Annotated in this window: 19 protein-coding genes, 3 tRNA genes and 1 pseudogene; 3 read left to right on the top strand and 20 right to left on the bottom strand. The window is 34.9% G+C overall.

The genetic code is table 11. The features are described 5' to 3' along the window. Positions 1 to 121: 121 nt before the first annotated feature. The 3 genes from KI430_RS11165 to KI430_RS11155 all read right to left on the bottom strand — a co-directional run bounded on the left by KI430_RS11165 (position 122) and on the right by KI430_RS11155 (position 2,116). Positions 122 to 1,006 (bottom strand): DMT family transporter, encoded by an 885-nt coding sequence (locus KI430_RS11165; protein ID WP_248874799.1) that lies wholly within the window; start codon positions 1,004 to 1,006, stop codon positions 122 to 124. Then, positions 1,003 to 1,650: a leucyl/phenylalanyl-tRNA--protein transferase gene (gene aat, locus KI430_RS11160; protein WP_248874797.1), complete on the bottom strand. Its 648-nt coding sequence runs from the start codon at positions 1,648 to 1,650 to the stop codon at positions 1,003 to 1,005. The genes KI430_RS11165 and aat overlap by 4 nt, the downstream gene beginning before the upstream one ends. An 85-nt stretch (positions 1,651 to 1,735) precedes the next feature. Next, a complete protein-coding gene (locus KI430_RS11155; RefSeq protein WP_074236268.1) occupies positions 1,736 to 2,116 on the bottom strand; it encodes a DUF3127 domain-containing protein in 381 nt (126 codons plus the stop codon). A 169-nt stretch (positions 2,117 to 2,285) separates the two neighbouring features. Between KI430_RS11155 and KI430_RS11150 the strand changes: the two genes are divergently transcribed. The 3 genes from KI430_RS11150 (at position 2,286) to KI430_RS11140 (ending at position 2,571) form a co-directional block, all read left to right on the top strand. Next, positions 2,286 to 2,367 (top strand) — tRNA-Leu (locus tag KI430_RS11150). 39 nt (positions 2,368 to 2,406) lie between these two features. After that, a tRNA-Gly gene (locus KI430_RS11145) sits at positions 2,407 to 2,482 on the top strand. Between the two features lie 5 nt (positions 2,483 to 2,487). Further along, positions 2,488 to 2,571 (top strand) — tRNA-Leu (locus KI430_RS11140). A 486-nt stretch (positions 2,572 to 3,057) separates the two neighbouring features. Here KI430_RS11140 and KI430_RS11135 read toward each other — a convergent pair. From KI430_RS11135 to KI430_RS11060, 17 genes and pseudogenes are all read right to left on the bottom strand, one after another. After that, positions 3,058 to 3,210 carry a hypothetical protein gene (locus KI430_RS11135; RefSeq protein WP_248874795.1) on the bottom strand — a complete coding sequence of 51 codons (153 nt, stop codon included), beginning with the start codon at positions 3,208 to 3,210 and terminating at the stop codon, positions 3,058 to 3,060. Then, positions 3,188 to 4,117, bottom strand: a pseudogene (locus tag KI430_RS18125) (recombinase family protein); the annotation flags it as partial. The pseudogene KI430_RS18125 and the gene KI430_RS11135, both read right to left, overlap by 23 nt. Beyond that, positions 4,095 to 4,271 (bottom strand): hypothetical protein, encoded by a 177-nt coding sequence (locus tag KI430_RS11130; RefSeq protein WP_248874793.1) that lies wholly within the window; start codon positions 4,269 to 4,271, stop codon positions 4,095 to 4,097. The gene KI430_RS11130 and the pseudogene KI430_RS18125, both read right to left, overlap by 23 nt. Positions 4,272 to 4,274: 3 nt before the next feature. Then, positions 4,275 to 5,072 (bottom strand): hypothetical protein, encoded by a 798-nt coding sequence (locus KI430_RS11125; protein WP_248874791.1) that lies wholly within the window; start codon positions 5,070 to 5,072, stop codon positions 4,275 to 4,277. A gap of 149 nt (positions 5,073 to 5,221) precedes the next feature. After that, complete coding sequence (locus tag KI430_RS11120) at positions 5,222 to 6,919, bottom strand: DUF2326 domain-containing protein (protein ID WP_248874790.1); 1,698 nt, start codon at positions 6,917 to 6,919, stop codon at positions 5,222 to 5,224. Then, positions 6,910 to 7,143, bottom strand: coding sequence for an ABC-three component system middle component 6 (locus KI430_RS11115; protein ID WP_248874788.1), 234 nt, complete (start codon positions 7,141 to 7,143; stop codon positions 6,910 to 6,912). The genes KI430_RS11120 and KI430_RS11115 overlap by 10 nt, the downstream gene beginning before the upstream one ends. Then, positions 7,140 to 7,961: an ABC-three component system protein gene (locus tag KI430_RS11110; protein WP_248874787.1), complete on the bottom strand. Its 822-nt coding sequence runs from the start codon at positions 7,959 to 7,961 to the stop codon at positions 7,140 to 7,142. The genes KI430_RS11115 and KI430_RS11110 overlap by 4 nt, the downstream gene beginning before the upstream one ends. Positions 7,962 to 8,075: 114 nt before the next feature. Beyond that, entirely contained in the window at positions 8,076 to 8,783 is a 708-nt protein-coding gene (locus KI430_RS11105; protein ID WP_248874785.1) for a hypothetical protein, read from the bottom strand. A 12-nt stretch (positions 8,784 to 8,795) separates the two neighbouring features. Further along, on the bottom strand, positions 8,796 to 9,755 hold the full coding sequence (locus tag KI430_RS11100) for a hypothetical protein (protein ID WP_248874783.1): 960 nt from the start codon (positions 9,753 to 9,755) through the stop codon (positions 8,796 to 8,798). Positions 9,756 to 9,848: 93 nt separating this feature from the next. After that, complete coding sequence (locus KI430_RS11095) at positions 9,849 to 10,403, bottom strand: DUF4352 domain-containing protein (protein WP_248874781.1); 555 nt, start codon at positions 10,401 to 10,403, stop codon at positions 9,849 to 9,851. A gap of 4 nt (positions 10,404 to 10,407) precedes the next feature. Beyond that, positions 10,408 to 10,851: a hypothetical protein gene (locus KI430_RS11090; RefSeq protein ID WP_248874779.1), complete on the bottom strand. Its 444-nt coding sequence runs from the start codon at positions 10,849 to 10,851 to the stop codon at positions 10,408 to 10,410. 839 nt (positions 10,852 to 11,690) lie between these two features. Continuing rightward, complete coding sequence (locus KI430_RS11085) at positions 11,691 to 12,365, bottom strand: recombinase family protein (RefSeq protein WP_248874777.1); 675 nt, start codon at positions 12,363 to 12,365, stop codon at positions 11,691 to 11,693. 66 nt (positions 12,366 to 12,431) lie between these two features. Then, positions 12,432 to 12,866, bottom strand: a complete 435-nt coding sequence (locus tag KI430_RS11080) for a hypothetical protein (protein WP_248874775.1) — start codon at positions 12,864 to 12,866, stop codon at positions 12,432 to 12,434. Between the two features lies 1 nt (position 12,867). Beyond that, on the bottom strand, positions 12,868 to 13,599 hold the full coding sequence (locus KI430_RS11075) for a hypothetical protein (protein ID WP_248874773.1): 732 nt from the start codon (positions 13,597 to 13,599) through the stop codon (positions 12,868 to 12,870). A 274-nt stretch (positions 13,600 to 13,873) separates the two neighbouring features. Then, positions 13,874 to 14,629 (bottom strand): hypothetical protein, encoded by a 756-nt coding sequence (locus tag KI430_RS11070; RefSeq protein ID WP_248874771.1) that lies wholly within the window; start codon positions 14,627 to 14,629, stop codon positions 13,874 to 13,876. 580 nt (positions 14,630 to 15,209) lie between these two features. Continuing rightward, complete coding sequence (locus KI430_RS11065) at positions 15,210 to 15,722, bottom strand: hypothetical protein (RefSeq protein ID WP_248874770.1); 513 nt, start codon at positions 15,720 to 15,722, stop codon at positions 15,210 to 15,212. Positions 15,723 to 15,785: 63 nt separating this feature from the next. Beyond that, the gene (locus KI430_RS11060) at positions 15,786 to 20,210 is read right to left on the bottom strand and encodes a DUF11 domain-containing protein (protein ID WP_248874768.1); all 4,425 of its coding nucleotides are present in this window, start codon (positions 20,208 to 20,210) and stop codon (positions 15,786 to 15,788) included. Between the last annotated feature and the right edge of the window lie 14 nt (positions 20,211 to 20,224).

Raw genomic sequence — 20,224 nt, 5'->3', positions numbered from 1 at the left:
ATCTTTTGCTCTTCGTTCCTCATCACAAAAGGATGCCGTTGCAATCAGGGCTAGGGCATTCGGCATCAATTCAAATTTCGACAATTTAATCTACAGGATCTGTCAAATGCGGAAAATTAAGCTAAGGAGTAACTTTCGGTTTACTTCTCAGAAATATTAATCCAGCTAAAATAATCAATGTTCCGACAGATTGCATTGTGGTAAGAGTTTCGCCATCCAAAATTCCCCATATAATCGCAACAATCGGCATTAGCAAAGTTACGGTTGACGCAAAAAGTGGCGTAGAAATACTTAGTAATTTGTAATTCATCATCATGGCCAATCCCGTTCCAAAGATCGATAACATCGCTACAAAACCAAGTCCTTCAAACGTACTTTGATTAAAAGTGAAATCATTGAAAAATCCGGAAAATACCAAAGCAATTAATGAAGGTAAAGACAAGACGAAAGAAAAAATAAAAGCTGACATCAGAATTGCCGGAACTTCCTGTAGTTTTGATTTTATAGTCGTTGTACTGATAGCATACATTAGAACTGCCAAAACCAGCAAAAGAATAGGATAGATCTTGATTTCGCCACTTTCACCACTTCCCAAAGCCAAGATACAGGCGCCAATAAAACTGATTAAAACGCCAATCATCTGTCTTTTGGTCGTAGAGAACTTCCACACCAAAGAACCGACTATAATTACGAATATCGGCATCATAGAGTTAATGATTCCTGCAATGCTGCTGCTAATCTCAGTTTCTGCTAATGGAAACAAAAACATTGGAATGAAACTTCCCGTCACGGCAGCTAAAATCAACCATTTAGTATGCTGTTTCGGGAATTGTTTGATTTTAGTAATGGCGTAAGGCATTAATACAATTCCGGATATCAGAACTCTCAACGCACCAACTTCATAAGGATTAAAATGTTCCAGAGATTTTTTTATCAATATGAAAGATGATCCCCAAATCACAGATAGAGCGATGAGAAGAATCCATTTTAGCTTTTCGGTATTCAAGGTTTTTGTTGTTTTAAGATGTTTAAATAATCGATTTTCGGAATCATTTTTGCGCCCAGACTTTCCAGATGTTCAGAGTGGATTTGACAATCGATGAGTTCCCATTGGAGTTGATATTTGGCCGTGAAATGGATAAATCCGGCTTTGGAAGCGTTAGAAACTTTGGAAAACATACTTTCGCCACAGAAAACATTTCCGACTAAAATTCCATAAAATCCACCAACCAACTCGCCGTTTTGCCAGACTTCAAAACTTTTAGCTTTCCCGTAATTGTGAAGTTTTACAAAAGATGCGATGAGTTCTTCATTAATCCAGGTCCCATCCTGGCCTTTTCTTTCCAAAGTTTTGCAATTTCTCATCACTTCTTCGAAACAATGGTTTTCAGTAAATTCAAAAATCTCATCTCGCAGAATTTTTCTCATTGATTTTGAAATTTTAATCTCATTCGGGAAAAGAACAAACCTTGGATCGGGACACCACCAAAGGATTTCTTCACCTTCATTATACCAAGGAAATAATCCAATTTGATAAGCAAACCAAAGTCGTTCTGGTCTCAAATCGCCTCCGAAAGCCATCAATCCATCCTCCGAATCATAATGTTCCGGATCTGGAAAAGAAATATCGTTAGGATCAAGTCTAAGCATTGGATGATTTTGGGTTTATAAAAAATAATCCCTGCACTTTATTTTAAAATGCAGGGAGATCTATGTGATATTATTCTATTAATATTTAGAAAGGCAAATCATCATCTTCATCCTCAGCAAAAACATTTTTGTTTTCTGTTGCAGGTGAATTTTGAGAAGGCGTAGCTTCAGTCGGTTCATTAAAATCGCTGGAACCATCTTTTTCCATTCTCCAAGCTGTGATAGAGTTAAAATATTTTACGTCACCCTGTGGACTTGTCCATTCTCTACCTCTGATATTGATATGAACTTTTACTTTGTCACCTACTTTATATGTATTCAGTAAGTCAACTTTTTCTGATAAAAATTCAATATTAATGGGTTGTGGATACTGCTCTTCTGTCAAAAGAACCAATTCTTTCTTTTGAAATCCACTGTTAAAAGTTTGTAAATCAGAAATTTTCTTTATCGTTCCTGTTAATTCCATATCTCGAAAATGTTTTAAGTGTGTAAAGGTAATAAAAAGTATTGATGTTATTGAAAAAACGGGTGATCAAAAAACTTTTAAAAAATGTTGAATTTATTTTGGAGAGAATACAAAAGAGTTATATATTTGCACTCACCAAAACGAAAGAAAAGGAGTTCTTAAAAATAATGCGGATGTGGTGTAATTGGTAGCCACGCCAGACTTAGGATCTGGTGCTTCACGGCGTGGGGGTTCGAGTCCCTTCATCCGCACAAAGAAAGAATTTCTAAGCAATTAGGAATTTTTTTTATGCGAAAATAGCTCAGCTGGTAGAGCACAACCTTGCCAAGGTTGGGGTCGCGGGTTCGAGTCCCGTTTTTCGCTCCACCGTCGCCCTGGTGGTGGAACTGGTAGACACGCAGGACTTAAAATCCTGTGTCCGCAAGGACGTACGGGTTCAAGTCCCGTCTGGGGTACATAACGGGAGTTGATTGAAGAATCAGCTCCCGTTTCTTTTTTTAACCTCTGGAAATCCCGATTATACCTACAAAGTAATGAGATTGCTTCATTGAAAGGAAGGGTTCGGAATTTATTTTTTTCAAAAATTAATTTTTCTGTGAAGTACGAACCCAATAAAAGAACTTTTGTTTCTACGGTAGCATTTTTATAAAAATCATCAAGGTTAGATATTACCGTAAGTCCGAATGACAGAAACTTATTCAAGTCATCGTTGTAGCTACTGTATTCGTTTTTTCTTAATTTCAACTCTATCAGCTCTGACTTTTTTATTTCCGACATTTTTAAATACATACTATCATCTATAATTCCACTTATATTCTTATTTACAAGTGCAATTTGGTCTTTTTCTATTTGGTTTATTTTTTCATCTATACTTTTGGATAGCTTAATGCTTTCTTGAAGGGTTTCTTGGTATTCATCAATCAGAACCTCTTCAAATAGTTTTAGAATGCCCTTTGAAGGTTTAGCTTTGGAAAGAACTCTGTATAGCTCTTCGTGAATAGTTTCAGGGTTGTATTTTTCTCCACAATTTTTTGAACATCTGTATGAAGAATGAAATGTCTTCTTTTGCTTTCCATTGTTGCCGGTACTTCCATAGAGTGGACTACCACAACTAGCACACAACAAAAACCCGCTTAAAGGAAAATCGGGATTCTTAGGTCTGATTTTTTTTACCATCCTATTTCTACCGTTTTTGATGTCCTGTACTGTGTAAAATAATTCTTCTGAAATTATTGCTTCATGAAAGCCTTTTTGCAGGTTGTAAGGAGATATTTTATGCTTTTTAAGGTCGATATAACCTGCGTATAAAATATTACTCAACGTTATGCTTAAAGATGATTCAGAAATATTTAGTCCTTTTGCTTTGTATTTTTTAACTAACTCTGCCTGTGTAAATAGACCAGTGGCGTAATCTTCAAATAATTCTTTTATTAATGGTGCTTTCTCATTTGGTACTATCCCTTTTTTTAAAATGCCATTTTCATTGACTTTTCCCCACTTGTAACCATTAGGAGGATTTTTAATGTATCTTCCACTTTTCATTGCCCTATTCTCTCCAAGCCTAGCTCTTTCATTAATAGTAGCTCTTTCATATTCTGCGAACGTAAATTTCAAATGCATTATCATCTGACCTTGTGCGGAATCAATATCATTAATCCATTCATCAACAAAATTTACTTCAATGCCTAATTCCCGAATGTCTTCATAACCTTCAATACCAGTTTTAACCCCTCTTGTAAATCTATCGGCTTTCTTGGTTAAAAAAAGGTCAATATCCCCTCTGTTTTCTTTCAAATATTTATGTGCTTTTTCAAATTCAGGTCTATTAAAATTTTTGCCAGAATAAACATCAACATAAGTATCTAAAAGAATAATATTATTATTTAAACAAAAATTTTTGATACTTTCTTTTTGGCTTTCAAGTGATGTGCCATCTTTTTGGCTAGCGGAACTTACACGTAAATAACCTACAGCTGTTTTATATTTTTTTTTCGTCTCCATCTTTCACTTTGGTTTTTACAGAATTAGTATTAAACTCTTTGATAACTATTTTTGCCTGTCTTTGGAGTTCGCAAAGAATTTTTTCAATCTCATCATCAGAGAAGTTCTCTCCTTCGGCTTTGAGAATTTTTCTGGCTTTCTCTTTCGTGACCATAGCTTAAAGTTTTATACTTGTCTCCAACTCATCATTTATTGCTATATCAATTTTTTGAAAATCCCAGTTAGTAATTGATTGCATTACCTCTTCGTTTTGGAGTAAACTTTGAGAGGTTTCGATAAATCTTATATCTCCTTCTTTCAGATGAAATTTGAGATGCTGATAATCTCCTGTTTTGAGAAAGTAAAGCAAAAGCATTTTGTTTTTATCCTCTAACGGATTATGAATTTTAAAATCCGATGAGAGGGCATTGTTTGGATACTCTAATGCGATGTAGTCCTCCAGCTTAAAAATAGCGTGAACAGGAAATTTCCCCTTTGGAAACCACTCCATATATGCCTCAAATGAATATAGTTTTGCACTGCCTTCAATGGGAATGTATAAGATTTGTGGCATTGCAAGCAGAGTTTTAATAACCTCTAATTTGAATAACGAAAAATCTTTGATTGAGGATTCTAACAAAGTCTTTCTGGCATCTTTTAGGGTGTCTATTGGGATTCCAAACTTGCGAGCTTCAAAAACTATATTAAGCCAAATGTTCTCTAGTCTGTTGTACCTTCTTATTTTACCCTTGTCTCCTTCTTGTATTTTAATGACATCTTGTGCTAACCAGCTATTCACTATTCTTGCAGGATGTTCTAGCTTAATTCCTGTTTTATATTCTTGCAAGCAATAGTTTAAAACATCATTTTTCAAGAAGTGGATAAGTTCTAATGGTAAATCTCCGTAAACATCTAGCAATGCTTTGTCACTTAGGCTTTCTTGCTGTTTTCTTGCTTTTTCAATATCTAATCCCATAATCAATATTTTTACAAATATATAAATTTTACATTAATATGTAACAAAAATTATATTTTATTTCATATGAATGTATTTTTAGGGTTTTTGCAAAAAAAAGACTGTCCTCTTCATAGAGGCAGTCTTATGCTAAGTGTTTAGACTAAAAGTCAAATTTTAAAAAGTTTATTGTCTTGAGATAAAGACAATATTTCATATTGGCTGATATTTATATTTACTGGAATCTTATCTCTCAAAATTGGAACAATATACTGTCCGTTAATATTGTTTGCTACATCAACTAATGTGTTTAGCTGGTTGTCGTGAATGTTCTCCAATTGATCGTGTAATATAAAATGGAGACAGCGAATATCTAAATTATCAGCAAACTGTATATATGCAAGATCAAAAGCAGCAATTTGTCCTTTTTTCTTCCCTGTACTTGGATTTCCTTCGATGTTGGTGACGATTAAGTCATAACCTACTTGCTTTTTGATTGGCGTAAGAATATAATTTTCATCATAGAGTACTTCTGACATTTTAGTGAAGTATCTGTTGAATTGGGTAACTCTACTTTTAATTAAATCATCATTGGACGTAATATCATCGTTAATCAAATTTAATTCATTGCTAATTCTTTCTAACTTTTCATTTGAAGCTTCCCAAAATCTTTTTTGCTCTTCTAAATTACCTTTACGTTCAAACTGTTTGTTCAGTTCTGTAACAATTTTTTCTAAATCTTCAGCAATCCCAGATTTTTGAATTATAGCGGTTAATTCATATTCTTGATTACGTAATTTATTTAAGTCTGCTCTTAGTAATTGTAGCTTTTGTTCCAATTCAGGCAGTTCTTTTGTAATGTAATCTAGCTTTTCAGAAATCAAATCATTGTGAAATTTTAGTGTCTCTTCAAAAGTAACTTGAATATTAGGAATTAAAGCATTTGCTCTCTCATATAAATTTTCTATCTGACTTGTATTGATGTTTGTGTACTCTTGCTCTAAATCGATTTTGCTTTCAAGTATTAAGTCTTTTCGCATTTCTAATTGACTTATTCCTGATGAAGTCCGATTCAGATTATACTTAACTTGATTGAGCTTCTCAATGTCTTCATTATAATTCTCATTGAGATTAAAGTTTTTCTTTTGCTCCTCAAGTTCTTGTATTTTATCATAATGAAAAGCCAATTTTTGCTCAATTAAAGGAAGTTCTCCTTCTTTTTTTAATCTTCTACGGAAAGTAATTTCTCGTCTCCTTTCATCGGTAAGATTGCGTTTGTCTTCTGCCTTATCTGTGTTTATTCCCAGCCAAAATAAAAATAATGCTTCATACACTTCGTTGCTTACAAACGTTCCAAGAACTTTGACAATGTTGTTCATTCTATCTTTGTCAATTCTAATGTTCTTTGAAATTATTTGTCTGAAAGTTGGCTTGTCAACCTTTGTTTTATATATAGCTTTTTTTAGTTCAAAGTCAAAATCTTTAGCTAGGATGTCTTCATTATTTATTTTAAGAATTTTTTTCTTTCTATCTAAAAAATTCCTTTGAATAACAATTTTCTCACTATTCTCATCCTCTATGTCTTCAATTAATTCAAGGGTAATCAAAACTTCTGTATCAATCAAAAAGTTTTGAATGGTAGTATTAGGCTGGTTGGAAAATTCAGTGTCTTTGTAGATACTTTCTCCTTTTGAACCTAGACAATAGTCAATCAACCGCAACACTGTTGTCTTTCCAACATTATTACCTGTCGTTTGTTGGGTTTGATTCTCAGGAGTTTCATCCACAATGAGATTGATTCCTTTTTTAAAAAGAATATCTCGAATGACCCCTGTTTTGTTTTCTATGATTAATCGTTTTAAAAACATTTTTCCAATAATCCTTTATTACCTTTTTTAATAACTCCTAATATGAACAACCAATCTAATACCAATGAAAATAAATTTATTGAAATACTTTGGTTTCTGCTCAAATCGGCATATAACTCAAAGTAGTCAAACTCCGTATTACTTGAAAGGTCTAAAATTTCTATAACTTTTCCTCCCAAATAGTACAAATCTCTTTCAGGGCTTGTATTTTTATTAACTATCATTGTTTCGGAGGTTCTTCTAAAATACTACATCTCATAAAGGCATCTACCAAAACAACATACAAACTAATTTGTATGGCTTCAATAGGCAAATGGGTATTCGGGTTACTACTGTTCTCAATTATATCCCAAAGTTTAGTTTCTACACTCTCTATAATATTATCTGCATTCGCTCTAATTTCTTCGATTCCATTGTACTTCTTTTTTTCTTGAAGATAGGCGGTTCTTATGTTAAGTAAAACAAATTCTTTTTTGGTGGAGCCTTGCTTTTCAATTTCTTCATAAACTTTGCTTAGTCGACCTTGATAAACCCTATACTCTTCAATTATTGATTTATACTGGACAACGTTGTTATAAAGAATTTTTTCCTCTGGGTCTGGAGCGGATAATGGCTCATTGATATTACCTCCGCCAAAAATACTACTTCCTAAACTTCCAATAACAATGTTGAGGGCGGACGGATTTTTTGTAATTATATTTTGCCCTGTAGCAATTTGCAAAAACTTTGCTTCGTGCAACCTTTTCATCTCTTTAAGAGCTTCCACTGTATAGACAGTGATGTTATCGGTTACCTTATGATGGTTTGGACATAATAAAATTAGATTTTCAAAGCTCTTTCGATATTCATCATCAGAATTAGGATTATATCTTTGACCGCCTTGTTCGGCAGCTTCAATATGGCAAATATTAGAAACATTTGTCTCGTCATCAACATTCAAAAATGTTTGTGTACAATCTGGAAAAGCGCAATGGTTTCCAGACATTGCATAAAGCCTTTTGATTGTTAAAAGTGAATAGTTTCTTGCTTTATTTGTTGCCATATTTAATTTAAGGCATTATCTCAAGTTAAAAAGAAAGGTCTAAAATTCAAAAATATTTTTTTGAATCCACAAAAATAACTTAAAAGTACTAATGTTGGTTTTCTTTTACTACAATTATAATTTAAAATCTGTATTTTGGGTAGATTTGGCAACTTCAGAATTGTTTGATAATGAATTCTCATTACCTGTATTTATCGAATTTCCATCGCCATTATTATTAATAATAGTTTGATGCATAATATTAGTAATCTCTGGATTTTTAGTTTTTAAATCTTTTATTTCTGTATTTTCACCAAATTCATTTTCTAATGAAAGCATAAAATCTAACAACTTACTTCGTACACTAGCTATTATAGCGACAATATTGGCTTTCGGGATTATTTTATTACAAGATATAATACTGAGATAAGGATTTCCCATCCTTCTCCAGTTATTTTCAATCATTTGTATAATTTCAGCACGTATGGGTGTGCCTAGTGTTCCTTTTTCGTTTACTAAATTCTCTAATGATTGAATACTTTCAAAAAAATTACTTGTCCGCAGAGATTTTTCAAAATCCTCATCTAAGCCCATAGTAGGGATTTCCTGATCTGTATATTTCCAATTTCCATTTAATATCGTTCCCTTTAAAGCATTCCATATATGTTTTCTGTAATCAGGTAAGTTATTTTCTGAGCTGTAACCCGATAGTTCAGAGTTCGCCCAACTTAATAATTCTTTATTCCCAATTCTGCTTGCTAAAACTTTTGTTTTTAGCAAGGCGCTATTTAATGATAAACTATCATCAACAAGTTCATTAACAATTTGACTTATTAAATCCATTTTGATTATAATTTAGGGCATGCCTATTGATGATTTCAATAAAGAAGCTAACAGATTAGCTGTTACAGCTGTGCTTATTTTTCCAACGCCATTTAATGACTTATTCAAAATGTTTGATATCCAACCATTTGCTCTGGTGCCTAACCTGTTATTTTCAAAATCAGCAGTCTCTTCGACAATGATTGATGAAATCTCTTGAATATCGGCTTCTTCTATTCCATACTTTCTAAGCTCTTCTTTAAGTTGTGTTAAATCCCCTTTTACGAGTTGAGTTTTATTGTCGATTTGATTATTGTCTCCGTTATTAATTAGATTACCATCGCCATTGTTATTAATTGTAGTATTCATATATGTATTAATTGTTTGATTGTTTATTTCTGGACTTTTATTAAAAGTATCAATTTCCACAGAATATCCAAATTCTCCAGCGATATTCATCACAAATTCTAATAGCTTAATTCTAATAGCATTTGGAATTTCAACTATAATGTTAGAATTTGCGCAAAGACTTGCCTCAATAACATCAATCTTAACATTAGACTTAAAAATTTTTCTAGCAGGTTCTTGCAAAATATGTAAAAATTCTAGAGGAAATGTAGTAGCAAGTTCTCCTGATGTTTTTTCATTAAAAAGTTCTTTGCCCAACTTTTCAATAGCGGCAATACCCTCTTTTATTTTAACAAATCTGAACATTTCATCATATGGTTTTTTAAGCATCGAGATGGGCAGAACCTTAAAATATTTTTCAGTATACGCCTGTAATGTGACCCTTAATGTACCCACCGTTCTTCTATAAATTGGAACATCGTCCTTTGCCCCATAACCATTCAGCTCATTGTTTGTAAAATTGATTAATTCTTCATTATTTATTAATCGACCGAAGTAATTTAGCCTAATTAAAGCCGAAGATAAAGATTTTTCTGTATTGATAATATCTTCAATTACTTCTTGTAAAGGAAATGTTGTTTTCATAATTATTGAGCTACAATAAAAGTAATATTTTTTTATCAAAAAAATATCGTACAAATACTTAATTTATACGATATCTGAAATTTTTTTAAAAGCTTATTCTATATTTCCCAAGTCTATCAGGTCATCACTTCCAGAACGCCCAGGTTTATAGTAAGCTGTTCCTTTCAGTTCTGCCGGAATCTTGTAAACCAGATTAGTTGTTTTAGCTGTCAATGGGTTTATTTGGTCAAGTAATAATCCAAAGCCTTCTGCCATTACTGTTTCAGATTTGTCGAAAGTATAGTCTTTACCATTATAGTTTACCAAAACTTCTCCGTCCATCAGCATACGGCTCTCGTTGCTTGTATTCTTGAAGGTGGTATTGATGATGAGGTAGCGTGTTCCAGATTCTGGTTTCAAATCCGAAAACTGATTGCCTGTACTTACGGAGTTTTGTACGCTAACCTTGTTTACGGTCACCTCAAAATATTCTGTTGGCAGAGTTTCTCCTACTTTCTTGTAGCTGGCTTTAGCTTCCGATGTTGCACCAGTTTCGCTCGAACTGGATGATGTTGAGGGGGATTTCTTATCGTCTCCGCTACCCATAGCGATAAATAAGAAAAATGCGAATGCAGAGGCAGAAACCAGATGTTTGAAATTTTTGTTCATAATGTTAAAATTTAAGTTCATAATTAATTGAATTTTTAAAGATGAGTAGAGGCAGGACACCTCCAAGTATGTACAGCATTAAGTCCATTGGGTCAAAAGTTCCCTGCAAAATCCCGAAGCATTGTGCAACCTCGGAAGCGATGGCGATAGCTGGGATAATACTAATCCAAAATAGATTCTGAATTGTAATAGAGTTTTTCCAGATATAGAGCATCAGACACACATAGGAGAACAGCCATAGCCCATCTGGAAGAGACAGCAAAACCCAGTCTGGAATGTTTTTAGAAACTTCCAAAGCAGATTTTCTAATGTTGCTGTCAAGGATATTTATTCCAAAATAATTCAGCCAAGAGAATACTTTCAGGGTGGATGACCTAAAAAGAATGTAGATTGAAGTCCCGAGAATAAGGCTTGCAATGCTTCCAAAAATCAACTTGCTATATTTCATCAGAATGCGAAATAAAAGTTAATTCTGAGAAGTTTTTTACGGTTTTCCGTATTTGAGAATAATTTGGTTGAGTTTTGAGCAAGATTCTTTTTCATATAGATTTGAGTTACCAAAAATAGAAAGGTGTGTAATGACATTCACTCTCCATTCAGGTTCTGACAAAACCCAGCAAAAGAAATGAAGCAAAACACACCCGTAACGGGTGCATCAGCCAGTCATTTTCTTTCGCCTATTTAAATTGTCAGATTTGAATGGAAAAAATGGACTGCTTAACGCAATATCTATATGTTATTTACAACCTTATTTTATTCTTATAATTTTTTTGTTTTTTCGTTATTAGCAAATATATAAATTATTTTCAATTAATTTTCGTAGATGCGAAAATCTCTTTATTGATGGGTGTTTTAGAGTAGTGTTGCTAATGGTTTGACATTGGAAATTTGATGGTTTTTCTTATATTATAGAGACTTTTGTTCTTCTGTGGTGTTACTCCTTTATCATAGAATTTTAAATCCTTTTTTGACCTTTCTATCAAATTTTAAAAATATTTTCCAAGAATAGGGCTAAAAATAGTGGGTGTTTTAGAATTACACCCTTGATTTTTCTTGTTTCTACGAAGAATAGAGAATATGACGTAAATATTATGTTGTTGATTATTAATATGTTATATTTTCATTTGATTTTATAGAACCTGTTAGACCAGTTCCAAAATCTTTAGTACCTGTTAAACCAGTTCCATGCATTTTAGAGCCTGTTAAACCAGTTCTAAAGCTGATATTTCTCTGTGCTGGATTTTCCAGTTTCAGTAGTTTGGATTATTTGAGAAACCAAATTTAAAATCAAACGGCTTGGCTTTTTAAAAATCTGTCATACAAAATGAGAGTTTGTGATGAGGTAAAATCACAACCTCTGCTGGTCTTGAAACCGCTTTTATTGAGTTCATCTGCAATTTTGTTGTAACTTCTCCCAGCATCTCGTAGAGAAACAATTAGTGCGGTTGCCTTCCTGTTGTTCTCATTTTGCAGAGCCTTCAACCTCATCGCTTCGCTTCCCATTTTTCTGGCTTCTGGAGTTAGATTCTTTGGATTGCCAAGTTTCATACCTTTGGACTTGAGTTCTTGGAGTGCATCAGTAGTTCGTTTGCTGATAAGTAAACGTTCTTCCTGTGCAAGAACAGCCATAATACCGATTGTAACTGAATCTGCTTGTGGCATATCACAGCATTTGAAATCCACATTGCTATCCTTCAATAAAAAGATAAACCCAGCGTTACGGCTGAGTCTGTCTAATTTGGCGATGAGCAAGGTTGCACTTTCAGTCTTGCTTTTTTCTATGGCTTTAAGTAGCTGAGGTCTGTTGTCGTTCTTTCCACTTTCAACCTCCTCGAATTGGTCAATCAAAATATCATCTTCTTTGAGATAGTTTCTAACCATTGTTCTTTGCGCATCTAGCCCTAAGCCTGAATTTCCTTGTTGTTTGGTGGATACTCTGTAGTAAGCAATATATTTTTTCATTTTCAGTAGTTTGGTTTGTTTGTAATGTTTCTTGAACGCTCGTTTATGATTTGTAACGAAATAAATTCAAGTGATTTTGATATGATATTCTTTATTGATAATTGCCATTAACTCTTCATCCGACATACTTTCCAAATCATTAGAATGTTTCTGATTCATATTATTTACTTTCTGCGAACTAGGAAGACCCCAGCCTCTGTGTTTTGCTTTATGACTTAAGAAAAATATTATTGCTGTAGTATTACCATCAGCAATCTGTTGTATCAAAGACATTTCTGCAAAATCACACGCATCTTCTAACACTTCTTGATAGTCATCTTTAAACTGGGAATCTGATTTAAGCCAGTTGTAGAAAGTCTGTCTGTTTACTCTTGCCATCCTGCAAGCAGGCTGGATTACTCCCAAAGTTTTCTCCATTGCTTTTAGAAGTCTTGCCTTTTTTAGTTGAGTAGAAGTTCTATTTTGTTTCACAACTACCTTAAATGTGTCTAATTTGTCCATTTTACAAATTGATTTTCCTGTTTATTAAATCCACATCTTCATTGAGTAAGTCGCTCGGTATTGACCAGTACGAATGGTTTCTGTAAGTCCAGACCCTGTAAATTATATCTTCAAACTCAACCAAGTCTCCGAAATACCGTATGTGAGAAACTATCTGTAAAAAAGTGGAATTATTACCAAATTTTTCACGAATTGAATAAAAATGAGGGTTGTTTTGCATTGTGCTGGCAAACGTCCATTCCATAGCTTCTAAAGTTTCCCCTACAAACTTATCCTTTAGATTAAAATGACCTCGAAGTTTGTAAATGTCATCACTCCAGTATTCTTGCTGAACGTTCTGGTCAATGCTAGTCTCTGCTTTTACGGGGATCCCGTTGGCTCTTAAAAAGTCTGCAAAGATGTGGCGGTAACAAAACTCGTCACCTTCTCCATATCCAAGCAAAACTGCCTTAGTTGTATTTTCTTCTTCGCAGAACTGTCTGATGTTCCTTAGTAATCTTTCCGCTCCCTTCTTTTCAAGTTTCTTTCTGTAGAGCAGATTGCAGGCTAAAAAGTCTCCTGCTCTCTGATTGCTGTACATTCTGAAAATACTAAATCCTACCATCTTTTTTACTCTCTCTGAGTTTCTGAAACTTCCATAGACTTTACCTACAACGCTTATAGGTGTATAGCCTTCATAAGTTTTGGTATTTAAACTCTCAAAACTTGCAGTAACTATCTTAATGTTTATCATACATAAATTTATGAAAATTTTCGCACATGCGAAAATAAATTACTGATTATCTGTTGGTTATGTTTTAAGAAGATAAGTCTCTGAACTCCTCATTAGCTTTCTGGCTTTCCAGTTTTCAGAGTTTCTACCTCTTCCTGTAATTCCTACCTGTTTCTACTTTTCTATTACTTTTCTGTATTATTTTTACAGAGTATAAAAAGCTTAGAGAGTAGGGCTGTAAAAGAGTTATTTTCTCTTCCCCTAGATACCCCATTATTACTGTACATATTTTTTCCTAATCAATTTTTTTAAATTTCCGCTTCAAATGGATATTGATTTTGATGAGGTCAGCACCTTTTATCAAGATGCCCCTCGCTGATATAAAATAATGCCCTTTATCTAATTTTTCGACATTATACTTGATAAATTCGGTAGGAATTTTTTTGCCTTTGAAGTCTTCTGCATAATAATAATTTTTCTTGACTGAAATAAAACCGTATTTTAGAGCCTCTTTTTTCAGGTTCTCTGCTGTGGTGACAGAAACGCCCAGACATTCTGCAAAGTACCTTACAGGAAGGTCATAATAATTTTTAGGATAAGAGGTATTCATACTGGGTATTCCATTAATTACACCCGACACCTTATTTTTCTTATCCGTAAATTTTTTTGAGTTCCTGTAAAATCCTATGAGTGCAGCAGCACAAAGTCCACGGAAGTCCTTGAAATTATCTCTGTCAAATTTTAGAGAAGTTTGTGAGTTTAATTTGTATTGTCGTTTGAGTTGAACATAGCTTACTACCCGTAACGATTGTCTCTTGGAGTTAAAAGAAAGCCATCTTTTTTTCAGCATCCAATCCAGACAGCTTTTAAAGGTTTTTACGTTGATTCCTATTTCTTTAGCCCATACTTTATAGCTATCATCTTTCACAGACAAATGACTGCTGGATATGCACTTTAGAAAAATGTATATTTTAAGATGATTGAGTTTTCTTCTGGTAACAGCAAATTGTATTAACCCAATTGGAATCGTTGTGTAAGCCTTCTCCATCATAACCTTACAGAGTATTGTGAAGTTTGTGGTAAAGGGTATAAGCCAGCTTGCTCTAAGACTGGTTTCAGGTCGTAGAGTTTCTTGAGATCAAGATAGACTTGGTTCGTAATGAGTTTCGTTACGGGTACTTAAAAGCATTGTTAATCATTCGATTTTCAATGCTTTTTTTTGCTTAAAACCAAAGTGTTACATAATTAAAAAAGCAGACTTAAGCCTGCTCTTCCTAAATAAATTTTAATTATTGAAAAATCGAATAGTTACTCCGTTATTGGGTACATCTTCTTTAATTTTTATTTCTCACACTCTATATATAGAAGCTATTTTAATTAATATAAACTGATTTATAATTACAGAATCCCAATATAATAATCTCTTAATTTACCTTTGTGAAAATAGAGATGAATTTTTTTTGAAAATATCCCAAAACAATAAGTTTTCAATATATAAGTTCTCTCATTACGTGTCTTGTAATCTGCAGGTCTCCCGAAAAATTTTTGAGTCTCGTGCCGAGATTTGCCAATCATAGTTTCTTCTAAAATCTTATCAAGTATTTGTGTGTCCATCGTTTAAGATTTTAATTTTAGGGTTTCCAAAAAGACCAAACGGTTCCGTTGTAAACAACAAGTTGTTTTTTCACGGTGTCGTAAACCATCATCCCTGGCGCAGGACTAATGATGTTAAGATGAGGGCTTGCTACTTTTGGTAAAATCATCGCTTTGTTGGTATCGGAAAGTACTAAAATCCCATTAGCCGGGTCTGATGTATTTGTTCCAATCATAGTTTTAGCTGTGGTAAGCTCGGTTTTGGATTGCTGTATGGCAATGTTAGCCTGGCCGGTAGTATCAATACTCAAATCAAACCAACTTCCTTGTTTCAGGTATTTCATCTTGTGATCGGTCACATCATAAATAACAGTCCCGTTTTCAGTAATGCTGGTTGCGTTTTCTATATATGGGACGATTATTCCTTTGTTCTCTGTATTGGCGAACTCCAACGAAACCGATGGGTTGGTAACGTTGGTTTTGCCAATAGCGACCTGAGATTTAATAACAATTGTTACAAAAATCAATACTACTCCTAAATTTTTTTTCATTGTACTGTTCTTAGAATCTGTTATTCTCATCACAAATGTTTTTTATATTAATGTATTGTGTTCTTAGTCCGGGCATGTCTGTGTAGATATACAATACCAATGATAGGTAACACCATTATCTGTAGAGGTGTACATTTTCAAACAATGATTAGTAGTATCATAGACTACCATTCCCTCTACAAAATCGCCCGACGGTATTCCTACAGGAACATCCGGAGTGGAAGGGTTAGTGTCAGCATCACTGAAAGCAACTCTGTTTACAACCAAGCCTTTTGTTTTGGATTCTAATGCAATCCATCCTCCTTTTCTTACCATTGGCCAATTGTCAGCATCTGTTTCACCTGCTCTTGCCAGAGAAGTAATTCCAACTTTGGTGTCCAAAATAGTTCCGCCGGTTGTGAGTCCTGGTTTGTAACAAAATGTAGGACAGCTATTTATCAGCGCATTTTGCGAATCTCCCGTGCCTTGTCCCGTAGTATTACTATATCCTGATGGTAGAGTTAAAAACTGTGGAAGTCCCATATTCGTTCCACTTGGACTTACACATCCTGGAGCATTACAAAGATTTTGATTAACAGTAGTGCTTCCTCCTGTTACAGTTCCTCCAGCTGTTACAAGCTGACCTGTTGAGATATTTGCTGCACCTTCTATCGCATCAGAGCATCCATCACCATCAGAATCTAGATCCAAACGATTAGGGACTCCATCTCCATCTGTATCACAAATTTGTAAATCGAGAAAAACCAATTCAGATAGAGAAACCCGGCGAGGATTTAAAGTATTATAACCTTGGTCAGAAATAATAGTAAACTTGAGACTTGTAACATTTGAATATTCTTTTGAAAAACTTAAAATTGTCCCCGGGGCATATTGATTCGGCGCTGTTAAGTTCTCAGTTCCCAAGAGTACATTACTGTTATTATAAAATTCTATTTTAAAATCTTTGATCCATTCATTAAACCCCCAAGGATCATATAATTTAATATTATCGATGATAGAAGCTGCCTGCATATTCATACTGATCTCAACCGGAAGATTATTTACCGCATTGGTATACCAGTGTGGAACCGTACCGCTGCCTGTACCTCCAGCTCCTTCAGCATTAGCAATTGTTTGGATATCTCCCACAGTAATAGTATTCACCGTTGTTATGGAAGAAGTTACTACAGGTCTTACTATATATGTATTCGGACATTCTGTTAAATCCAGTATTCCGTCATTATCATCATCAAGATCGATCCAATCAACAAGACCATCGTTATCAGAATCTAAGCAATCATTTTTTAATGCACTTTTTGACTGCCCATTTCCTTGTCCCTGATCTCCACCAATATCTGCGGTTCCTCCTGAGCTGACTAAGACAGGAACCCCCTGAACATCTACAGCACTATTAATACTTCCATTAGCATTTAATTGTCCTAGAGTAACATTCTCATCACCCTCAAAAGCGTCAAAACAACCATCGCCATCAGAATCCAAATCCAAATGGTTTGGAATACCATCGCCGTCAAGATCATCTGTACAAGTAGCTTTCGGATATTCGCTTGGAATATAATTAGATGCTACAATAGGTATGATTTCCCCAATATAGTCTGTTGTGGCAATGGCTCCGGCAACGGTGGTCTGAATTTTATAATACTTATATTTTGCCTGGTTTTGGTCGATTGTGAATGTAGTTCCTGTAGCGGTGTTGATATTGCTTTCAGCAGAAGTCAATTGCAAATAGGTAATATTGTCATTGGATCCGAATAACCTTGCTCTTGCGGCGGCAGTATTGGAAATATTATCCGTTAGTATAAGCGACCCAAGAGCAATAGGTTTATTAAATTCAATGGTAAATAAATTACTTCCCGCAGGATTGGACGCTAAAGCTACAGCAGTTGTAAAATTGAAACCTGCGGCTACAGTATTCTCGACAATATAATTGTATAATAAGCCAAAACTATCGGTCGTTGTAAACTGAGAAGTAATAGAAGATATGGTTTTTCTTACTTCATAATCTGCATAAAAACAATTTGGTGATTCTACTGCATCCAAAATTCCATCATTATCATCATCAAGATCGCATGCATCAGAGATGCCATCTCCATCAGAGTCTAATCCCAAGCTGCATACTGAGACGTTGGTGTCTGTTGCTGGATTATTTGCTGTATTGGTATCATTAATATTGGCTGGGGCTGTTATTGTTACTGTATTTACAAGATTTCCTGTAAATGTTGAAGGGATATTTACTGTCACAGTGTAGGTGACTGTACCATTTACAGGGAGCGATATCAAATCATTAATAGCACCCGTTTGTGTACCTGTTACAGAAGTTGTACTTCCGGCAGAAGCCACAGCTGTGTATGACATGTTTGCAGCTGGAATTCCGGCCGGTAACAGATCGGATACGGTAGCATTTTGTACCCCAAAAGGACCATTATTTCTTGCTACAATAGTATAAACGGTATTTGTTCCAGCTGAATAAGTGCTTGTTCCATCTGTTTTGGTAACAGATAGATCTGCATCAAATGTAATTGGAGCAGTAACGCAATGGGCTCCGTCGTTATTTCCACTTGCTGGTGCAGAGGAAACCTGCACTCTGTTTCCGTTTGTCAAATTAAATTGAAAAAAACCACCGGCATTATTAACCCCGTAGATTTCGCCGGTACTTGAACCAAAAAGGGCTCCAAAGGTTGCCGCTCCGGGAGAGGTACCTATAAAACTTACTGTTCCGGTCGATGGGTTAATAGAAAATAGCCTGCCATCTAAAGCAACGCCATATAAGAGATTTGTAACCACGTTGTATGCTAAGTCAGAAGGATCAGTAGCTTGTGATAAAGTAATTGGTACAGCCGTCAAAGATGCTATATTAACTCTGTATATTGTACTATTGGAGCCGGAGTGCTTAATGTAGTAATTCCCGAGATGATCTATCTCCCCACTGTTGTAATTTGTGGTTCCGGTTGCAGCGGGTAAGCCGGAGATAGCTCCTAAATCTGTAATGGCTCCACTGGAATCAATCCTAAGAAGATTATTACTAAAGGTTCGCATTGCATAGATATATCCATCTATTGGATTAAGCCCGGTTGCATTATATTGATAGCCTGCCGGTGAACCAATAATAGGATAAGTAAATGGATTGGTAGAAGAGGTGATATTGTATATTGCACTGTTGGCATTTTGAACCAGATACATTTTAGAGTCGCATGCAAAAGGTGTGGGCGATACAATTAGACATACATTACCTATACTGTTTGTGATATTGCCACTAAGGTTTGATATGTTTGCTGATGTATTAGTAAAGGCAGTTGGATTACTTCCGCAACTCGGATTGCCTTGACCGGGCATATTGGTAACATTAACAGTAATGGTGGCAGTTGTATTAGCTGCTTGATTATAACCGGCAACTGCTATGGATGTTCCGCCTGGATTTGCAGTTACGGTTCCAGCTGTCAATCCTGTAACTGTAACATTAGGATTTGCGGCAAGCCTAAGTCCACTTGGAAGGTTGTCTGTAAATGAAAGATTAGTCTGTGCAACACTACCGGCAGCCGTATTGTTAAGAGTAAAAGTATATGTTGCTGTACCATTGGAAACAATAGTAGAAGGAGATACACTTTTAGTAAGCACTGTAACTGGAGCGAGAGATGGCGAAAAATTATCATACAGATAATATACTCCCTGTGCATTGGCCAAAGTAGTAGCTCCACCTTGTCTAAGCTGACCTACTGTCATATACTCTTCACCTCCTACCGCAGTATATTGCAATGTTACCTTTACCCAATTATTACGGGATGTTGCTCCATAAACATCGGTATTGCTTGCGGGGATTAAAACTCTGCCACTACCAAAGGAATTAAGTAGTGGTGCAAAGCTTCCTCCACCCACTGTATTGCTATTAGAAGGAGATGTTGTCGAAAATACTGCGCCGATAAAGCCTTGTTCTGATGCTGGAAGATCGACATATGTTAAAACAGGTAAAAATGCGGAAGGCGACCCGCCGAACATGTGAGCTACATAAAAAGAAAAACTATAAGTAATACCTGCTATCAGGGGAGATGATAACCTATTGGTAAGATATTCTTTGTAATTGTTAAGTGGAGAGTTATTTACTTCCGCATAACCTCCTACAAAACCAGTTCCGCTTTGGGCTGTAAGTGTCTGTGGGCTAAGTGTAAGGCTAGACCCGCTAGTTGGAGTACAGACATTCATATAATCCGGAGTACCTGCAGTTGTAGGCTGTGTCCATCCTGTAGCTCTGGTTAGCTGGCTTTGGGCATTTGGGCATTGTGAGAAATTCTCAAAATCCGGATTACTGATGTTTTGCGCACCAATATAACAACCTATTAATATTAAACAAAACCTTATAAGATTGTTTCTCAAGATATGGTTCTTGATTTGATTTCTTTTTAAAATTGTATTTTTCGTCACATTTTGCGTTATGTCACGACCAGATACTATTAATTTTAGCAACGCAAATAAGTGTTTAGAATAGAATTTAATCATAATATGTATTTTTA

It is taken from the genome of Epilithonimonas zeae (genome assembly GCF_023278365.1).
Taxonomy (GTDB): domain Bacteria; phylum Bacteroidota; class Bacteroidia; order Flavobacteriales; family Weeksellaceae; genus Epilithonimonas; species Epilithonimonas zeae_A.
Note: the sequence above shows the minus strand (reverse complement) of the source record. Positions and strands in the feature narration are given on the sequence as shown.

Coding starts and splice junctions, on each gene's coding strand:
- aat (WP_248874797.1), bottom strand. CDS start 1,650: ATGCTTAGACTTGATCCTAACGATATTTCTTTTCCAGATCCGGAACAT.
- KI430_RS11155 (WP_074236268.1), bottom strand. CDS start 2,116: ATGGAATTAACAGGAACGATAAAGAAAATTTCTGATTTACAAACTTTT.
- KI430_RS11135 (WP_248874795.1), bottom strand. CDS start 3,210: ATGGAAGTACCGGCAACAATGGAAAGCAAAAGAAGACATTTCATTCTT.
- KI430_RS11130 (WP_248874793.1), bottom strand. CDS start 4,271: ATGGTCACGAAAGAGAAAGCCAGAAAAATTCTCAAAGCCGAAGGAGAG.
- KI430_RS11125 (WP_248874791.1), bottom strand. CDS start 5,072: ATGGGATTAGATATTGAAAAAGCAAGAAAACAGCAAGAAAGCCTAAGT.
- KI430_RS11120 (WP_248874790.1), bottom strand. CDS start 6,919: ATGTTTTTAAAACGATTAATCATAGAAAACAAAACAGGGGTCATTCGA.
- KI430_RS11115 (WP_248874788.1), bottom strand. CDS start 7,143: ATGATAGTTAATAAAAATACAAGCCCTGAAAGAGATTTGTACTATTTG.
- KI430_RS11110 (WP_248874787.1), bottom strand. CDS start 7,961: ATGGCAACAAATAAAGCAAGAAACTATTCACTTTTAACAATCAAAAGG.
- KI430_RS11105 (WP_248874785.1), bottom strand. CDS start 8,783: ATGGATTTAATAAGTCAAATTGTTAATGAACTTGTTGATGATAGTTTA.
- KI430_RS11100 (WP_248874783.1), bottom strand. CDS start 9,755: ATGAAAACAACATTTCCTTTACAAGAAGTAATTGAAGATATTATCAAT.
- KI430_RS11095 (WP_248874781.1), bottom strand. CDS start 10,403: ATGAACAAAAATTTCAAACATCTGGTTTCTGCCTCTGCATTCGCATTT.
- KI430_RS11090 (WP_248874779.1), bottom strand. CDS start 10,851: ATGAAATATAGCAAGTTGATTTTTGGAAGCATTGCAAGCCTTATTCTC.
- KI430_RS11085 (WP_248874777.1), bottom strand. CDS start 12,365: ATGAAAAAATATATTGCTTACTACAGAGTATCCACCAAACAACAAGGA.
- KI430_RS11080 (WP_248874775.1), bottom strand. CDS start 12,866: ATGGACAAATTAGACACATTTAAGGTAGTTGTGAAACAAAATAGAACT.
- KI430_RS11075 (WP_248874773.1), bottom strand. CDS start 13,599: ATGATAAACATTAAGATAGTTACTGCAAGTTTTGAGAGTTTAAATACC.
- KI430_RS11070 (WP_248874771.1), bottom strand. CDS start 14,629: ATGATGGAGAAGGCTTACACAACGATTCCAATTGGGTTAATACAATTT.
- KI430_RS11065 (WP_248874770.1), bottom strand. CDS start 15,722: ATGAAAAAAAATTTAGGAGTAGTATTGATTTTTGTAACAATTGTTATT.
- KI430_RS11060 (WP_248874768.1), bottom strand. CDS start 20,210: ATGATTAAATTCTATTCTAAACACTTATTTGCGTTGCTAAAATTAATA.